Origin of the sequence: Myroides guanonis, from assembly GCF_900114085.1 — a bacterium.
GTDB classification, from domain to species: domain Bacteria; phylum Bacteroidota; class Bacteroidia; order Flavobacteriales; family Flavobacteriaceae; genus Flavobacterium; species Flavobacterium guanonis.
Genome location: NZ_FORU01000001.1, coordinates 107454 through 125552 on the forward strand (window position 1 = coordinate 107454; position 18099 = coordinate 125552).

General features: G+C 33.8%; 16 protein-coding genes. 12 read left to right on the plus strand and 4 right to left on the minus strand.

The window, feature by feature from the left end; translation table 11 throughout:
- Positions 1–12 precede the first annotated feature (12 nt).
- Positions 13–2688, minus strand: a complete 2676-nt coding sequence (locus tag BM024_RS00520; protein WP_090677500.1) for a putative LPS assembly protein LptD — start codon at positions 2686–2688, stop codon at positions 13–15.
- 119 nt (positions 2689–2807) lie between these two features.
- Between BM024_RS00520 and BM024_RS00525 the strand changes: the two genes are divergently transcribed.
- The 7 genes from BM024_RS00525 to bshA all read left to right on the plus strand — a co-directional run bounded on the left by BM024_RS00525 (position 2808) and on the right by bshA (position 11837).
- Entirely contained in the window at positions 2808–3926 is a 1119-nt protein-coding gene (locus BM024_RS00525; RefSeq protein WP_090677501.1) for an N-acetylmuramoyl-L-alanine amidase family protein, read from the plus strand.
- 53 nt (positions 3927–3979) lie between these two features.
- Positions 3980–4918 (plus strand): MlaD family protein, encoded by a 939-nt coding sequence (locus tag BM024_RS00530; protein WP_090677768.1) that lies wholly within the window; start codon positions 3980–3982, stop codon positions 4916–4918.
- Between the two features lie 40 nt (positions 4919–4958).
- Positions 4959–6284: a 4Fe-4S dicluster domain-containing protein gene (locus tag BM024_RS00535; protein ID WP_090677502.1), complete on the plus strand. Its 1326-nt coding sequence runs from the start codon at positions 4959–4961 to the stop codon at positions 6282–6284.
- Between the two features lie 48 nt (positions 6285–6332).
- On the plus strand, positions 6333–7124 hold the full coding sequence (locus tag BM024_RS00540; RefSeq protein WP_090677503.1) for a (Fe-S)-binding protein: 792 nt from the start codon (positions 6333–6335) through the stop codon (positions 7122–7124).
- Between the two features lie 4 nt (positions 7125–7128).
- Positions 7129–7614: an ABC transporter ATPase gene (locus tag BM024_RS00545; RefSeq protein WP_090677504.1), complete on the plus strand. Its 486-nt coding sequence runs from the start codon at positions 7129–7131 to the stop codon at positions 7612–7614.
- An 82-nt stretch (positions 7615–7696) separates the two neighbouring features.
- Positions 7697–10576: a serine hydrolase domain-containing protein gene (locus BM024_RS00550; protein ID WP_090677505.1), complete on the plus strand. Its 2880-nt coding sequence runs from the start codon at positions 7697–7699 to the stop codon at positions 10574–10576.
- Positions 10577–10706: 130 nt separating this feature from the next.
- Complete coding sequence (gene bshA, locus BM024_RS00555; protein ID WP_090677506.1) at positions 10707–11837, plus strand: N-acetyl-alpha-D-glucosaminyl L-malate synthase BshA; 1131 nt, start codon at positions 10707–10709, stop codon at positions 11835–11837.
- Between the two features lie 71 nt (positions 11838–11908).
- On the opposite strand, the gene BM024_RS00560 is transcribed toward bshA, so the two are convergent.
- Positions 11909–12457, minus strand: a complete 549-nt coding sequence (locus tag BM024_RS00560; RefSeq protein WP_090677507.1) for a ferritin — start codon at positions 12455–12457, stop codon at positions 11909–11911.
- 276 nt (positions 12458–12733) lie between these two features.
- Here BM024_RS00560 and BM024_RS00565 point away from each other — a divergent pair, with 276 nt between their 5' ends.
- A complete protein-coding gene (locus tag BM024_RS00565) occupies positions 12734–13060 on the plus strand; it encodes a hypothetical protein (RefSeq protein ID WP_090677508.1) in 327 nt (108 codons plus the stop codon).
- A 152-nt stretch (positions 13061–13212) separates the two neighbouring features.
- Here BM024_RS00565 and BM024_RS00570 read toward each other — a convergent pair whose 3' ends face one another.
- Positions 13213–14094, minus strand: a complete 882-nt coding sequence (locus tag BM024_RS00570) for a DMT family transporter (RefSeq protein WP_090677509.1) — start codon at positions 14092–14094, stop codon at positions 13213–13215.
- A gap of 86 nt (positions 14095–14180) precedes the next feature.
- On the opposite strand from BM024_RS00570, the gene BM024_RS00575 reads away from it, so the two are divergent.
- The 4 genes from BM024_RS00575 to BM024_RS00590 all read left to right on the plus strand — a co-directional run bounded on the left by BM024_RS00575 (position 14181) and on the right by BM024_RS00590 (position 17325).
- Positions 14181–15596: an aminotransferase-like domain-containing protein gene (locus BM024_RS00575; RefSeq protein WP_090677510.1), complete on the plus strand. Its 1416-nt coding sequence runs from the start codon at positions 14181–14183 to the stop codon at positions 15594–15596.
- A gap of 379 nt (positions 15597–15975) precedes the next feature.
- The gene (gene pnuC, locus BM024_RS00580; RefSeq protein ID WP_090677511.1) at positions 15976–16557 is read left to right on the plus strand and encodes a nicotinamide riboside transporter PnuC; all 582 of its coding nucleotides are present in this window, start codon (positions 15976–15978) and stop codon (positions 16555–16557) included.
- A gap of 96 nt (positions 16558–16653) precedes the next feature.
- Positions 16654–16848, plus strand: coding sequence for a hypothetical protein (locus tag BM024_RS00585; protein ID WP_143077689.1), 195 nt, complete (start codon positions 16654–16656; stop codon positions 16846–16848).
- Positions 16849–16887: 39 nt separating this feature from the next.
- Positions 16888–17325, plus strand: coding sequence for a carboxymuconolactone decarboxylase family protein (locus BM024_RS00590; RefSeq protein WP_090677513.1), 438 nt, complete (start codon positions 16888–16890; stop codon positions 17323–17325).
- A gap of 201 nt (positions 17326–17526) precedes the next feature.
- Here BM024_RS00590 and BM024_RS00595 read toward each other — a convergent pair whose 3' ends face one another.
- Positions 17527–18093, minus strand: coding sequence for a TlpA family protein disulfide reductase (locus BM024_RS00595; RefSeq protein ID WP_090677514.1), 567 nt, complete (start codon positions 18091–18093; stop codon positions 17527–17529).
- Positions 18094–18099: the final 6 nt, after the last annotated feature.

The window sequence follows — 18099 nt, forward strand, 5'->3', positions numbered from 1 at the left end:
GTATATATAGTTTTAATCACGGTAACGTTTGTCTGGTGAATTTCGTTTTTCCCACTTGATGTCACTTAGCATAGATGACTTAATACCGATGAAGAAGCCCCAGCTAGTATAGTCTCCAATTGGAACCCAGTTAAAGTCCATCCTCCAACTCATTAAATCCCTTTCAAAGCGAAGCTGTGTAAAGGTAACTCCTTTATTTACAAAATCATAACCTGTAGATATTCCGACTTTCCATTTTGGTGAAATATCGATATTACCTGAGACCATTACGGAATTGTTGGTTATATCACTATTGCGATTATTGTTGGAATAGGTAAGGGAATAAGCAAAGGTTAAATCCCAGGGAAGTTTCGCATTGTAAAACCCGGTAAAAGGTTTTTCTTCTTCTTCTTCCTCTTCTTGATCTCTATTTTCTCCAAGTCTCCCTGATTGTCCAAATAAATCATCTGCACGACCACCATTTTGAACGTTATTCTTATTAGAACTGTCTGTGCCACCAAAAACAGCATCTTGACTATTCAGAGACCAGTTAAGAGTAAGGTTGGCACTCGTCATTCTAAGTAAGCTACCTCCGTTGTCTATGTTAAAACGGTCTATTCTTCTACCAGAATTATCAATAGCGTATGGATCTAGAGTTGCACCGAAATTAACCTGCATTTTGTTGTTAAAAATAGCAGTTCCTGCACTAAGTCTAAGTGGAGCCAATTTCAATGAGTCTGCAGAGATATTATAGCTAGATGACAGGTTAAAGCTGTTTAATAGCATTACTTTTTTAGGATCTCCTGTTTCACTTTTGTCGTCTCTCATTTTTGCTTCAAAGCTATTGCTAAGACCGAAGCTCATTATGTTGGAATAATTCTGTCCAGGAGCACCAAATAAACCACCTTGGAAACGAGTGTACTCTTCAAAAGTTCTACCAGAAGCATCAATAGCATAGGTGTCAAAGTACCTGTCAAAACTAGGAGTGTAAGAATAACTTACATTAGGACGCATTACATGTCTAATAGCTTGAAGTTTTGCATTCTTGTCAAAATTGAAAGTACCATACACAGTTGTACCAATACTTGCACTTAAATTATAAGTTCTAAAGCTGTCAAAACCATTTACTCTAGTGTCAACTACTTTTCCTTTGTCTACATTGTATTCTTTCTTAATGGTGTTGAAATACCATACTTCATTGTAGTTACCACCGGCAGTAACACTAAAGTGTTTGAAAAGCTTAAAGTTTGTAGAAAGAGGGATACTGTGTTGAAATCCAGTGTTTAAACTATCGAACATTTCTTTTTTGAAAAAGTATTCTTCTTTAGTTCGTGCTCTGTTTTCTCCTCTTATATTGTAGGATAAATTCAAGTTTTTAATCAATCCTTTTTTCGGACCACTCTCTGATGCAAATGGAAAAATACGATCCACACTAGCTTGAAGTGTAGGTAGGGTCATGTTGATGTCTCCAGTGTTGGTAGACTGAGAGTGAGTAGCGGTTAAAGACATATTAACCTGAGGTACCGATTGAAAAGTCTTCGAGTAACTAATAGAGGAGTTCATCTGGTTGTTTAATGAAGCTCCAACATTATAGGTGTTGTTTGTTTGTCTAAAATATTGACTACTACCCATGTTAACCGATGCAGAGAATCGAGAGTTGGGGTTTGACTTAGGGTCTTGGGTATGAGACCACTGAATGTTGTAGTTTGAGTTTCTTTGGTAATCAGGCAAGCCTAGCTCACTGAAAATATTGTTCTCGAAACGAGCATTGAATCTACCGTTGTATTTATAGCGTTTTGCATAATTGCTTTCCGCTCTAAGAGCATAACTACCGTTAGTGTAATAATCCCCTAAAAGAGTAAGGTCTAATCGGTCACTTATTGCAAAATAATAACCACCGTTCTGCATATAATATCCTTGTTGACGCGTATCTCCCATGGTGGGGATGATAAAACCTGATTCGGCATTTTCAGCCATAGGAAAAAAAGCAAAAGGTAATCCGATAGGAGTAGGAACATCTGCGATAACCATGTTAGTTACACCGGTCACTACTTTTTTATTAGGGACAAACTTTACTTTTCTAGTCTTAAAATAATATTCAGGATCTTCAATATCTTTTGCAGTTGTGAAAATAACGTTTTCCATGAAGTAGACGGAGTCATTTTCCTTCTTTGTCATTTCTGCTTTAATACGAAACTCTCCTTGACTTGTTTTAGAATTCCAAACAATTGCTTTTTGGGTTTTTGTATTGTAGCGAATTGAATCAGGTTCTACAATTTGTTGCCCTTGTGTAAAGACTGGGCTCTGAGTAAGTTTTCCTAAACTATCTTTTATTCTACCGGCATAAATCTCGTTTTTCTCATAATTGAAGATGATTTTACCCGCCTTTATTTCAAAATCAAGATATTTAATTTCTGCTTCATTGTAAAGCGTTAATTCCTTTTTCTTTTGGTCTAGTTTCTCATAATCTTTCGCCTGTCTATATACGATACCTTCCAACATTGGCTTCTTTTTAGGTAAGCTATCTACTTTTGCTGTAGGTTTTTTAATAGTGTCTGTAGGAATATTAGTGACAACTTTAGTGGAATCCTTAGGATTTAAAAGTATTGGGACGTTTTTATTTTTCTCAAATTCTTGTGCATACGCATTAGGAATCAACCAAGTGAGAAGCAATATAATTAAAACGATATGTTTTTTTTTTGTACGCAAGTGTATAAGTGCTATTTTTGTAAAATATGGCTCGTTTTTTGCCGTGTCAAACTTACATATATTTTTTCTAAAAGTGTAGTTTTATCAAATTTAAAAACATAATTATAAATATCTTTTATATGAATTTCAGCAAAGGAAATTGTTTCATTCTTCTACTTTTATATTTTTCAAGTTTTTCTTTATTAGCACAGTCTAAGAATAATTTTAAAGTTGTTTTGGACCCAGGACATGGTGGGAAAGATTTTGGTACTAATCACAACGGGAATGTTGAAAAGGATATTGTTCTACAGGTAGCTTTAAAAGTTGGAGAAATCTTGGAGAAGCATTCAGATATTGATGTTTTATATACCCGTAAAACGGACGTGTTTGTAGCTGTTAAAGAGCGTTCTGTGATTGCAAATGAATCCAAAGGGAATGTGTTTATTTCTATTCACTGTAATGGAGTGGCGTCTAATGATGCTTCAGGTACAGAGACCTTTGTTATGGGTTTGAGTAAGAACAAATCGAATTTGGAAGTAGCTAAGAAAGAGAATGCTGCCATTATATTAGAAGATGACTACAAAACGAAATATGCGGGATTCGATCCGTCTTCGCCAGAATCATTAATTGGGTTAACATTAATGCAGGAGGATTATATCGGTCAAAGTATTGATTTGGCAGGGAAAGTTCAGAATGGATTTACAAATGTTTTAAAACGTAAGAATCGCGGTGTAAAACAAGGTCCTTTCTGGGTTTTACATGGAGCTTTTATGCCTAGTATATTAATTGAGTTAGGATTTGTGTCTAATAAAGAAGAGGGAGCATACTTAAGTTCGGCAAAAGGACAAAAGGAATTAGCAGAATCTATTGCACAAGGTATTATCAGTTATAAAAACAACTATTATGGAACGTCTAAGTCTAGTGCTAGTACTCCATCGAAATCAGTAGCAAAGGAAGAAGAGAAAGTTACTAATAGTACTCCAGTTTCAAATTCTGTCACAAAATCGGGTGTTGTTTTTAAAATTCAAATATCCGCAAGTACCCGTGTTTTAGAATTAAAACCTAAAAACTTTAATGGATTGAAAGATGTTAGTATGGAAGATGAAGGGAAACTGAAAAAGTACTTTTATTCTGAAACTCAGGATTATGAAATTGCAAAACAATTGTTAGGTGAAGCGAAAGATAAAGGGTATAATTCATCATTTATAGTGCCGTTTAAGGATGGTAAAAAGATCTCACTTCAAGAAGCCTTGAAATAAACTAGGAGGATTCTATATAAAAGTTTATTTTTGCTTCATAAAATTCGATGATTTTGAAAATATCAAGAGAAATTAAAACGGCTTTATTAGTCTTAGCATCTATTGCATTGTTTGTTTGGGGATATGGTTTTTTGAAAGGCAATAACATTTTTGACAAGAGTATTAGATACTATGTAGAGTATGACAATGTAGAGGGAGTAACCACTTCATCAAATGTTACAATCAACGGATTAGTTGTTGGTAAAGTATCCAAGATTGAAATAAAGAAAGATACTGGAAAATTGTTAGTTGAATTGTTCATGACAAATCCTATTCAGATCTCTAAAAACAGTACAGCTTTTATCTACTCATCTGGTTTTATAGGAGGAAAGGATATTGCAATAGAACCTGATTTTGGTGATACCAATTATGCTGATTCTGGAGATTTTTTAAAGTCAGGTGTAAAAGTTGGTTTGATTGACGGAATTGGAGATCAACTAGATCCTTTACAGAAAAAACTACAAGAAGTATTAGATAATGCAAATAAGATGATTGTTTCAATCAATTCAATTTTGGATGAATCAACACAAGCAGATCTTAAAGCAACTATGAAGGATTTAAGTAGTACAATGGCAAGCGTAAATGGTTTGCTTGCGACTAATAAACCTAAATTAGATAAAACAATGAATAACTTGACTGTAATGAGTGAAAACTTTGTTCAGTTGTCAGATTCATTATCCAACTTAGAAATCAATAAAACTTTCGCGAAATTAGACAATGCTTCTACTAATATTGATAAACTATTAGCAGGCGTTGAAAATGGTGATGGTTCTATCGGTAAGCTGATGAAAGATGAACAATTGTATAATAACTTAGAAAATGCTTCTAAAGAGTTAGAACAACTGTTACACGATTTAAAAGAAAACCCTAAACGTTATATACATTTTTCAGTTTTTGGAAAAAAGGGAACTCCTTATGTAGAGCCTGTTAAGGCAGATACAATTACTAATTAATAGCTGTAAGCTTAATTTATATTGATTCAATTTCTTGACTATGCAGTATTTAGCTAATGTTTTATTTTTAATTCTCCTTGTTGTAGGTTTTGGTTTTTTTGCGAGAAACGTAAAAAAATTAATACGAAATATTAAACAAGGACGCGATATCAATCGATCTGATCGTTCTTCCGATAGATGGAAAAATATGGCAATGGTTGCACTTGGGCAATCTAAAATGGTTAAAAGACCAGTAGCTGGTATTCTACATATATTTGTATATGTTGGATTTGTTGTTATCAATATTGAAATGCTTGAGATAGTTATCGATGGATTATTTGGTACACACAGAGTACTTTCTTTCCTAGGAGGCTTCTACAATGTTTTAATTGGTATTTTTGAAATACTAGCAGCGTTAGTGATTGTTGGAGTAGTGGGGTTCTGGATTAGAAGAAACGTTATTCGTTTAAAGCGTTTTAACCAGAAAGAAATGGAAGGTTGGCCAAAAAAAGATGCGAATACAATCATCTACATTGAAACCGTTTTAATGTGCTTCTTTTTGTTGATGAACGCAGCTGACTATTATTTACAATCAATAGGATACGGACATTATACACAGGTTGGATCATTTCCAGTGTCTAGCTATATAGCAGGATTGTTTAACGGTATGCAACCTGAGGTTGTGGCGATTGTTGAGCGTGTTTGTTGGTGGGGACATATCATAGGGGTAATGTTGTTTATGAATTATCTTTATTATTCAAAACATCTACACATCTTCTTGGCTTTTCCTAATACCTATTTTGAAAATTTAAATCCTCAAGGACAGTTTGATAATCTAGCTTCTGTAACTAAAGAAGTGAAGTTGATGATGGATCCTAATGCAGACCCTTTTGCAGCACCAGCTGAAGATGCAGGTGAACCTGGTAAATTTGGAGCACAAGATGTTATGGACCTAAATTGGGTTCAGCTCTTGAATGCGTATTCATGTACTGAATGTGGAAGATGTACTTCTTCTTGTCCGGCAAATCAAACAGGAAAACTATTATCTCCTAGAAAGATTATGATGTCTACTCGTGATCGTTTAGAGGATGTAAGTGCTATTATGGATGCAAATAACGGAGAATTCGTTGCAGACGGAAAAACCTTATTAAACGATTATATAACACCAGAAGAATTATGGGCTTGTAACACGTGTAATGCATGTGTTGAAGAATGTCCAATAGGAATTAGTCCATTATCTATAATTATGGATATGCGTCAGTATTTAGTTATGGAACAAAGTGCTGCTCCAATAGAATTAAATAATATGATGGCAAATATCGAAAACAATGGTGCTCCTTGGCAGTATAACCAAATGGATCGCTTAAACTGGAAAGACGAAAATTAATAAATTAAGAAGAATAGATTTTATATTTCTATTTCAATATATAAAAGTATGTCAGAGAATTTAGTAGTGCCAACAATGGCAGAAATGATGGCAAGAGGAGAGCAACCAGAAGTTTTATTTTGGGTTGGTTGTTCAGGAAGTTTTGATGATCGTGCAAAGAAGATTACAAAAGCATTTGTAAAGATATTAAACAAGTGTAAAGTTTCTTTTGCTGTTCTTGGAACAGAAGAGAGCTGCACTGGAGATCCTGCGAAAAGAGCGGGTAACGAGTTTTTGTTCCAAATGCAAGCGATGATGAATATTGAGGTAATGAATGCTTACGAAGTTAAGAAAATCGTAACGGCATGTCCTCACTGTTTCAATACTATTAAAAATGAATACCCTGAATTAGGAGGAAAGTATGAAGTAGTACATCACACACAATTCTTAAAGTCGTTGTTAGACGACGGACGCTTAACTATTGAAGGTGGACAATATAAAGGAAAGCGAATTACCTTTCATGACCCATGTTATTTAGGAAGAGCCAACCAAGTTTATGAAGCACCTAGAGAGCTAATAGAAAAATTAGATGCTGCATTGGTTGAAATGAAGCGTTCAAAAGCTAATGGATTATGTTGTGGAGCTGGTGGAGCACAAATGTTTAAAGAACCAGAAAAAGGAAATAAGGATGTAAACGTAGAGCGTACAGAAGACGCTTTAGAAACACAACCTGAAATCATTGCTGCTGGATGTCCATTCTGTAACACAATGCTAACGGACGGAGTGAAGTTCAAAGAACGTGAGCAAGACGTAAAAGTTATGGATATCGCAGAATTAATTGCTAGCGCAGAAGACTTATAAAATTATGTATATACCATTTGAAGAAATGCCAGATCACGCAAGGATTTGGATTTATCAATCGAATAGAAAACTCTCTAATGAAGAGGTTGCAGTTGCAGAGAAAATGTTGATGGAGTTCACTAAAGATTGGGCAGCTCATGCTACACCTTTACAGTCTTCTTTTATCATTAAATACAATCGTTTTATCATATTAGCAGTAGATCAAGAAGTTCATCCTTCATCTGGATGTTCAATTGATGCATCTGTTGGTGTAATCCAAGAATTGGAAAAACAATTCGGAGTTGATTTAATGGATAAGATGAATGTTACTTTTAGAACAGGAGCCTTTATAGCTTATAAAAACTTAGCTGATTTCAAGAAAATGGCGAAAGAAAAGTCTGTATCTGCCGAAACAATTGTTTTTAATAATTTAGTTAATGATGTTGGTGAATTTAAAGAGTTTTGGGAAGTACCAGCTATGGACAGCTGGCACGGTAGATTCTTCAAATAAAAATAGCCAAATATAAAAATGAATACTAAAATCACCGCACATTCGTTTGTACGGTGATTTTATGTTTTAAAAGTAAACTGCAATGAAAAACTTATCTCTAGTATTACTATTCGTTTCTGCGAGTATTTGGGGACAAAAGAAGGTTGATACCGAAGCTAATAAATGGGTGAATAACGTTTATCAATCAATGAGTTTGGATGAGCGTATTGGCCAATTGTTTATGGTTGCTGCCTATTCTAATCTCAACGAAGCTCATATACAAGGTTTAGAGAAATTGGTACAAGAACAACATGTAGGAGGATTAATCTTTTTTCAAGGAGGTCCTCAAAGACAAGCTACTATGACCAATCGATTGCAATCTCTTGCTCGAATTCCTATGTTGATCGGTATCGATGGAGAATGGGGACTTAGTATGCGTTTAGATTCTACGTATCGCTTTCCCTATAATATGACACTTGGAGCTGTTCAAAATCTAGATTTAATAGAGCAGGTGGGAGTAAGTATGGCAAAGCAAGCAAAGAGGTTGGGCATGCAGTTTAATTTTGGTCCGGTGGTAGATATAAATATCAATCCTAAAAATCCGATTATAGGGGTGCGTTCTTTTGGTGAAACACGTGAAATTGTTACGGAACGTGCATTGGCTTTTATGAAAGGATATCAGAGTCAAAATGTATTCGCAACTGCTAAACATTTTCCTGGGCATGGAGATACATCAACGGATTCTCATTACAGTCTTCCTGTTATTGACTTTTCGAGAGATCGCTTAAATAGAGTGGAGTTGTATCCTTATAAAAAATTAATAGAAGAAGGGCTTTCTAGCGTGATGGTTGCACATTTAAGTTTACCAGCTATTGAACCTGATAAAAACATACCTACTTCTCTGTCTTATAATGTAGTTACTAAGTTGCTAAGAGAGGAAATGAAATTTGAAGGTTTGATTTTTACAGATGCTTTGAATATGAAAGCCGCAGCAAACTACCTACAACCTGGAGAAGTAGACCTTGCAGCTTTTAAAGCAGGTAATGATTTATTGTTATTCTCTGAAAACGTACCGAATGCTGTTGCGAAGATAAAAGAAGCCTATGCTAATCAAGATATAACAGAAGACCGTTTGGCCTACTCTGTAAAAAAAATATTGAAGTATAAATACAAAACGGGCTTAACGAGTTTTACACCAGTCGATAAGACGAATTTAGTACAAGATTTAAACGATAGTTCTTACGATGATTTAAATGAGAAATTATACAACGAAGCAATTACTCTTTTAAAAAATGGACATCACATACTTCCGATAAAAAATTTGGAAAAGGAATCTATCGCTTATTTGAAGTTAGGAGACGATAGCGGTAGTCATTTTTTAGAAATGCTTAGAAAATATACAGATGTAACTGAAATAACAATAGATGACATAGAGAAGGCAAAAGATTTTTCAAAAGTTATTATTGGCTATCATAAAGTAGATAATCCTTGGAGAAATCATGATTTCCAAGCCTTAGAAATTGATGCGATAACAAAGTTAGCCGAGCAAAATAAACTCATTTTAGTTTCGTTTGCTAAAGCTTATGCACTCTCTGGAATTTATGATTTTGATAATATAGATGTAGTATTACAAGCTTATCAGAATAATGATTTTGCTCAAAACGCTGTTGCACAAATTATTTTCGGGACTTTGGAAGCAAAAGGGAAATTGCCAGTTACAATTAATAAAGAATTTAAAGTTAACGATGGTTTAAAAACAAAGAAACTAAAGCGATTGGGGTTTTCAAGTTTGAGAAACGAAGGACTGGATCCGCTTTACTTTGTGAAAATTGATTCTATTGCAAATGATGCAATTCAGCGTCAATATACACCAGGAATACAGTTGGTAGTAGCTAGACATGGAAATGTAGTCTATCAAAAATCATATGGATTTCATACCTATGAAAAAGATATTGCTGTAAAGGATACTGATCTTTTTGATTTAGCTTCACTTACGAAAATACTTGCAACGACTCCTATGGTAATGAAGATGGTAGAAGACGATAAATTGCGATTGAATAGTAAAATGGGAGATTTGATACCCGAATTTAAAGGAACAGATAAAAAGAACTTGTCTTTGTTGGATGTGTTAACCCATCAAGCTCGTTTACATCCTTGGATAGCTTTTTATAAACCGACCTTAGACTCAGTTCAAAAACCTTCAAAAGAATGGTATTCGTATATTTATAGTGCAGATTTTCCGACGCAGGTTTCTGAACATTTATTTATAAAGAAAAACTATAACAAGGAGATATTAAAAGAGATAGCATCTAGTAAGCTAGGAGCAAAGAAAGAATATAAGTATAGTGATTTAGGGTTTATAGCCCTAAAAGGAGTGATTGAGAAATCATATAAAAGTAGTTTAGACCAATTGGTCTCAAAGAATTTTTACAAGAAAATAGGAGCCAGCAGTTTGGGGTATTTACCACTTCAGAAGTTTGATAGTTCTCAGATATTACCAACAGAAGATGACAATTATTTCCGATATACACGTGTGCAAGGTTATGTTCATGATATGACTGCTGCAATGGAAGGAGGAGTCGCAGGACATGCAGGATTATTTTCAAATGCTTTGGATGTAACAAAGATGATGCAGTTATTTTTGAACAAAGGAGTATATGGTGAGGACCAGTTCTTTAATGAAGAAACATTTGATACGTTTAATGATTGTGTGTTTTGCAAAGATGGTAATCGCAGGGGGATTGGTTTTGATAAGCAACAATTGAAAGGAAATGCAGGACCAAGTTGTGGATGTGCTTCTTCAAGTAGTTTTGGACATACTGGTTTTACGGGAACTATGGCCTGGGCTGATCCGGAAGAGGAGTTAGTTTATGTATTTCTTTCAAATAGAAGCTTTCCCAATAGCAATGAAAACAAACTTTCAAAAGCGAATGTTAGAGAGAATATACAACGCTTGATTTATGAGTCTATTTTAGAAAAGTAAGACTGTACTCTTGAAAGACAGAAGTGTTGAGATGTATACATCAAAATGCAAAATTAAAAAGATGTAAAAAGCATATGTTCTAGTGGATATATTGTATTTTTAAAACTGAAAATAGAAGTTAAGATTATTTATGAAAATAGCCATTGTGTGTTACCCTACTTTTGGAGGAAGTGGAGTTGTAGCAACTGAATTAGGATTAGAACTCGCTAAACGAAATCATGAAGTGCATTTTATAACGTATAGTCAACCCGTTCGATTAGCATTATTGAATCCCAATATATTTTACCATGAAGTAAACGTTCCAGAATATCCATTGTTTCATTTTCAACCCTATGAGTTAGCGTTATCTAGCAAATTGGTGGACATGGTAAAACTTTATGGAATTGAATTACTACATGTCCATTATGCTATTCCTCATGCTTATGCAGGTTATATGGCAAAGCAAATGTTGGCAGAGCAAGGAATCCAATTACCAATGGTAACAACATTACACGGTACGGATATAACGCTAGTTGGAAATCACCCTTTTTATAAAACAGCTGTAAGTTTTAGTATAAATCATTCTGATTTTGTTACTTCAGTTTCAGAAAATTTAAAACAATCAACCTACGAATTGTTTGATACAAAGAAGGAAATACATGTGATTCCAAACTTTATAGAACAAAAGAATGTAGATTTTGACATTTCTCAGTGCCGTAGAATTGTTATGGCAAAACCAGAGGAAATGATTATAACTCACATTAGTAACTTTAGAAAAGTAAAGCGTATTCAAGATGTTATTTCTGTTTTTTATGGAATTCAAAGAGAGATTCCTGCTAAACTTATGTTGGTTGGAGATGGACCAGAGAAAGAAAGAGCAGAACAACAAGCATTGGATTTAGGAATCTACGATAAGATAATATTCTTTGGTAATAGCAATGAGATAGATCCAATTCTCTCCTATTCCGATTTGTTTTTATTGCCATCTGAAACAGAAAGCTTTGGATTAGCAGCTTTAGAGGCGATGTCGAGTTCAGTACCGGTAATTTCAAGTAATACAGGTGGATTGCCAGAAGTGAATGTAGAAGGTGTTTCTGGTTATTTGAGCAATGTAGGAGACATCGATGATATGGTTGAAAATGCTTTAAAGATTCTTCGTGACAAAGAAACACTTGCTAAGTTTAAAGAAGGGGCTAAAGAGGTATCTAAGAACTTTAGTATTGAGAAAATAGTACCATTGTATGAAGACTTGTATTTTAAGGCTTTAGAAGCGATAAAATAGAAATAGAAAAACAAGAAAAAGTCCTACTATAAAAGTTATAAAATTTTTATAGTAGGACTTTTTGTTTCTATTCATTCAAAAGGGTTAATATCATCAGCAACAGGAAATTCCTGAGAAGTTGTTGCCATTGATTTATTAAATTCAAATCGAGCTGTATCGGTCATTCCTTTACCTCCAGCTAGTTTCACTCGGTCGAGTAATTCCAACGCTAGTTTTTCTTCTTCGCGTTGTTCATTAACTAACCACTGTAAGAAGTTCCATGTCGCCCAATCTTTTTCCTCCATGCTTAGGTTGACAATTTTATAAATGGCTTCTGTGTTGGTAATTTCTTGTTGCAATACCATTTCAAAACAGTTTAGAATGTCTTTTGGTTCTGGCCCAGGTTTGTCCAATGCTTCAATAGTAACCTTGCCACCGCGTTCCTGAATGTATTCCATAATTTTACCCATATGAACACGTTCTTCTTGCGAGTGTTTCATTAAAAAGTTTTTAACTCCTCCAAGCATGGCATCATCTGCCCAGCATGCTAACATGAGGTAGGCTTGGGCAGAATTAGCTTCTAAAGTGAGTTGGTCGTTCAATGCTTTTAAAAGCGTTTTTGATAATCTAGAAGTTTTCATAGTTTAAGTTTTTTAGAATTGTTAGATAGTAATACCCTTAAAATTAAGGGTTTTAATTCTAAAACAGAAGTTAAAACAGTATTATTTAGCAGCTAACCTTAGTTTTAAATATTTAAGAATCAATGTGTTTAAGTGAATTTGAACTATGTGATGATGAGGAAAACCTTAAGAAAGAGAGCGGTTTTAGGGAGTTATAATAAGCTTGGTTTCTAATTAGAATCTATAGCTAAGGCTTAAAATATGTATATTTGCCAATCAAGATTAAAAAATAGCATCATGGAAATACAACAGCTGATTATACAACATTTAGATTATCTATTATTAAAGAAAAGTGAGGTTAAACCTTTGAATGTTGAAACCTTAATAGAAATTGGTTCTTATGTAGCGGGAGGAGTACTAAGAGGTCGTTTTAGCTTAGTAAAAGAAGTGAGTCAGGAAGAGATAAATGGTGTTTTTGGAGTAATTGGCAATTTTTTTAAAGAACATTTTCCAGAAGATTTTACCGAGAAGGAATTTGTTATTATGAGAAATAAAGCACTTGAATTAATGCAGGAAACTACCTTTGATTCAGATTTACAGTCTTTTATGAATACTTCTCGATAGATAATTGAATTTGTAATTATAGAGATAGTTGAGACTATTGGAATAAAGAATTAATTTGAAGATTATATAAAGTAAAAAGCCGACTTCAATTTGAAGTCGGCTTTTTTATTGAGTTTAATATGCGATAAAGCATTTAACCTTTCACAAAATATTTATGCAAACTTTTTACTAGCTGCCACGCATAGTACAACCCCCATAGTAACAAAAACCATTTGAGTAGATACGTATTCATTCAATAAAAAAGCGGCTAATACTAAACCAAAGAAAGGTTGCAAGAGTTGTAATTGTCCAACTGAAGCAATACCACCTTGAGCCAAACCTCTATACCAAAATATAAAACCAGTAAACATACTCATTGTTCCTAAATAGAATAAACTAGTCCATGCATCTATTGTTATTGTCTCAACACTACTTGGAAAATAAAAGTAGAACAGAGGTATAACTATCGGCGTAGCGAAAATAATCGCCCAAGAAATAACTTGACTTCCACCAAGAGTCTTTGTAAGTTTTGCACCTTCTGCATAAGCCAACCCACATAAAATGATAGCGGCAATCATTAGTAAGTCGCCTTCTAACGAGCTTTGACTATTTTGCATTAAAGCAAAGCCAACAACTAAAGAGCTACCCAACAAGGCGAACAACCAAAAAACGGGTTTTGGTTTCTCTTTACCTCTAATTACAGCGAAAATAGCCGTACTCAAAGGTAATGTACCTAAAAACACCAGAGATCTCGCAGCAGACATATGTTGTAAGGCAATTGCAGATAAAAGAGGGAAACCTATAACCGCACCCACAGATACTATAAGAATAGACTGAGTCTGAATTTTATTTGGAATTTTTACTTTGTAAATAATCAAAAATGAAGCAGCCAATATAGCAGCTATTAAAGCGCGTACTACCGTTACAAAAATGGGATCTAAGCTCAATACAGCAACTTTTGTAGCTGGCATAGAGCCACTGAATAACAATACACCTATTAAACCGTTTAACCAGCCATTTGAAGCTTGACTAGAAGAAATTGTTGTGGTATTCATACTTCTTTTATTTTTTTCAAAATTAGGTACTTTATATATATAATTACAGTCGCAGTTTTGTATATTTATATGGATACAGTTTTATTATGAAGCATAAATATATTTATTTGAATGTTGCCCAAAAGTTGGCCAATCAAATTAGAAATGGAGTTTTAAAGAAGGGAGATCGATTGCCCTCTATTCGCGGTCTCTGTGATGAATACGATATAAGTATGAATACAGCCAAAAGGGTTTATATTGAACTCGAATCGGAGTCTTTAGTAATTTCTGTCCCTCAATCTGGTTACTTTGTAAGTAGTGCTAACTATTCAGACTATCCACTTCCGAAAGCAAGTAATCCAATGCTACTTGCGGATAGTGATGTGCCGAAAGACATTATCAATAAAGTATATTCTAATATTGGGAGTAAGAATCTAACTCTTTTTTCGATCAACGCTCTGTATGGGGAGTTCTTACCGACAAATCAAATGAAAAAAGAAATAGGTCTTGCGATAAAGACATTGAATAATGGGGGAGTGGATTATGAGTCTGTTCAAGGAAGTGTAAATCTAAGAAGAATGATCGCATCGCGTTCATCTACATGGGGTGGTAATCTGACTGAAGAAGATATCGTTACAACAAATGGAAGTATTAATGCAATCTCTCTCTGTTTGTTAGCGTTGGGTAGACCTGGTGATACAGTTGCTATAGAAAGTCCTTGTTATCCTGGTATCTTTCAATTAGCAATAGATTTAGGATTTAAAGTCTTAGAACTACCAACAGATCCAGTAACTGGAGTGAAGATTGATGCTCTAAGAGAAGTTCTAAATGAAATTGATATTTGCCTTTTAATCTCCAATTATAATACGCCATTGGGAAGCTGTATGCCTACAGAGCACAAAAAGATAGTAGTGGAATTACTCGCCCAACACAATATTCCCTTAATTGAAGATGATGTTTATGGAGACTTAAACTTCAATGGAAAAAGACCCACTTGCTGTAAGGCCTTTGATACTACTGGAAATGTATTATGGTGTAGTTCAATATCTAAAACAATAGCTCCAGGCTATAGAGTAGGTTGGGTAAGTGCAGGGAAATATCAAGACAAAATTATAGAACTAAAATTGATACATTCTATATCATCCCCCCCTCTTCTTCAAGAAGCTGTCGCTAGCTTTATTAAATCTGGAAAATATGAAAAACACTTGCGAGAACTAAGAAGAAAGCTTTTTGCAAACTATCAAAAAATACTAGATATAATAATCAATGAGTTTCCCCAAAACACTAAAGTAACTCGACCAGAAGGCGGGCTATCATTATGGATTGAGTTTGATGAAAAGGTCAATACAATAAAGCTATACGATTTGTGTATTAAGGAAGGAATAAGTATTGCTCCGGGTAGAATGTTTACGGTTCAAAAGCAATTCCAAAATTGTATAAGGATAAGTATTGGATTACCGTGGTCTAACGATGTAGAGGATAAGCTAAAACGAATAGGTGTTTTGAGTAAGAAAGCATTTTAAGTATTAATTTTTCTTTTACCTCATTCACCAAATTTCGATATGTAATCGAGTGGGATTAATTCTTTTTCCATAAGTCTATTGAGATTAAAAGACGTTTTCTTTTAAAAATCAGAGGATAAAATTATTAAAATAAAAGAACTATACAATTTTGCTGAAAGTATTTAAAAGTAGAGCAAACTAGGTTTTATAAGGTTCTAAAAAATAAGAGCATCATTAAGTTTTTAGTATTAAAAAAAAACATCAACTTTGAACCATTAAGGGGGTGCTACTGTAAAGTGGCTGAGATGATACCCTGGAAATTTTTCCACACCTGATCTAGATAATGCTAGCGTAGGGATTTTAAACTTATCATCTCATCATTTACTTTATTTAAGTTATTATGATGCAGGAAATTTTACAACAAACTACTTGGGTTGAATGGCTTGGTGTTTGTTTTTCAATGATTCAAGTGGTACTTGCTTCAAGAAATAAATCAACCAATTATCTTTTTGGAATAGCCGGAGTTTCATTAACTCTTTATGTTATGATTGTGGCTAAGCTATATGCTGAATTTACTCTAAATCTTTATTATTTGATTATGAGTATCTATGGATGGCTATATTGGAAGTATGGCAAGCAAAAAGAAGAGGTCAAAATATCTACTACGACTTTTAAAGAAAGGATAATTGTAATAGGTATCGTTGGTTCTACTTTTGCAATGTTTTGGTTTTTTCTAACTCATTACACCGATTCAGATGTCCCAATTTGGGATTCTTTAGTCAGTGCTTTTGCATGGGCAGGTATGTGGTTGATGGCAAAACGTAAATTAGAAAATTGGATTTTACTTAATATCAGCAATATTATTTCTATTCCTTTATTGATTCACAAAGACTTGTATTTATACGCTTTGTTGAGTGCATTTCTATTTATTGTTGCAGTTTCTGGTTTTATTAAATGGAATAAGATTCTTAAAAAAGGATAGAGAAGGGGAAAAGAGGCAAATCTGTTGATTCGGTTATTTGTTGATTCGTGAATTTGTTGATTCGGTTATTCGTGAATTTGTAAATGCGTGAATTCGTTGAAACACGAAACTGCAGAAATACGAAACCGCAAAAATACAAAACCGCAAAAATACGATACTTCAGAAATACGATACCGCAGAAACGCAAAATCGCAGAAATTCGGAAACACATATTTCTCAATAAAACATCAATCAGAAACTCGTACATTTACTATAGACGAATTAAAAAAAGGAAACTTACAAGTTTTTTAAATAAGCGGAGAAGAATAGTAAACTAAAAAATAAAGTAAAATGAAAAAACGAATCGATATTGAAAAAATGGAACCTAAAGCTTATCAAGCTATGTTTATTCTGGAATCATATTTACATAATTCTGAACTTTCGAAAACACATCTTGAGCTAATTAAAATACGAGCTTCTCAAATAAATGGTTGTGCTTTTTGCATCAATATGCATACAACAGATGCGCTCAAGCAAGGAGAAACTCCTCAAAGATTATTTTTGTTAAACGCTTGGAGAGAAACAGAATTGTTTACTGAAGAAGAAAGAGTTGTTTTGGCTATAACAGAAGAGGTGACACTGATAAGTAAGAATGGTTTGAGTGATGAAACTTATGAAATGGCTGAAAAGTTATTTGATGGTCAATATATTGCTCAAATAATTATGGCGGTGGCAACTATTAATGCGTGGAATAGAATTGCTATTAGTACTAATAAACCTATTGCATAATTTTTGAAATAGCTAGAAAAAGCTATTAGTATATATAATAATTAAAAAGGCTGTTTCATTTTAAATGAAACAGCCTTTTTTCTATTTGAACTTGTTGATAAAGAAGTGTTTCGAATAGAATTTTAAAACTCCTCCAAACTTATCTTGAACCAAGAAGTTTCAAGCCCTAATCGATATATAAAACAATTTTTGAATTTTCAGTTATTTACTTTCTGTCAAATCGTTCAGTAGTTTGATTATATCTGGACTAGAATAGTCTCTACCACCTTCTATTCGAGTAACTATTTTGCCATTTTTGTCAAGTATAACTGTTGTTGGAATTGAATTTCCTAGATATTCAGAAGGAATAGCACTTGTAGGAACATATACTGGTAAATCGTAATTTTTCTTTTCCATAAAAGCATTCGACTTTTCTATTTTGTTATCGACATCTACTAAAAGAAACTCTATTTTATCATTATCTTGAAAAGTCTTCTTTAGCTCATTTATAGAAGGCATTTCATGTATACAAGGCGGACACCATGTAGCCCAGAAATTTATAAATACTACTTTTCCCTTTAGAGAATTCAGAGTTATAGTTTTCCCGTTTTTATCTTTAAAAGCCAAATTGTTATTGTCTTTTTTTATGCGGGGTGCTGTACTTTCTAGTATTTCTGATTGCGTAGATTGTTGATTTTGTTTGTTATCGTTACAAGCCGTGAAAATAAGACTTCCCAAAATCAATATAAAGTGTGTAATCATAATTCTCTTATTTAAATTAATTGTCATATTCGG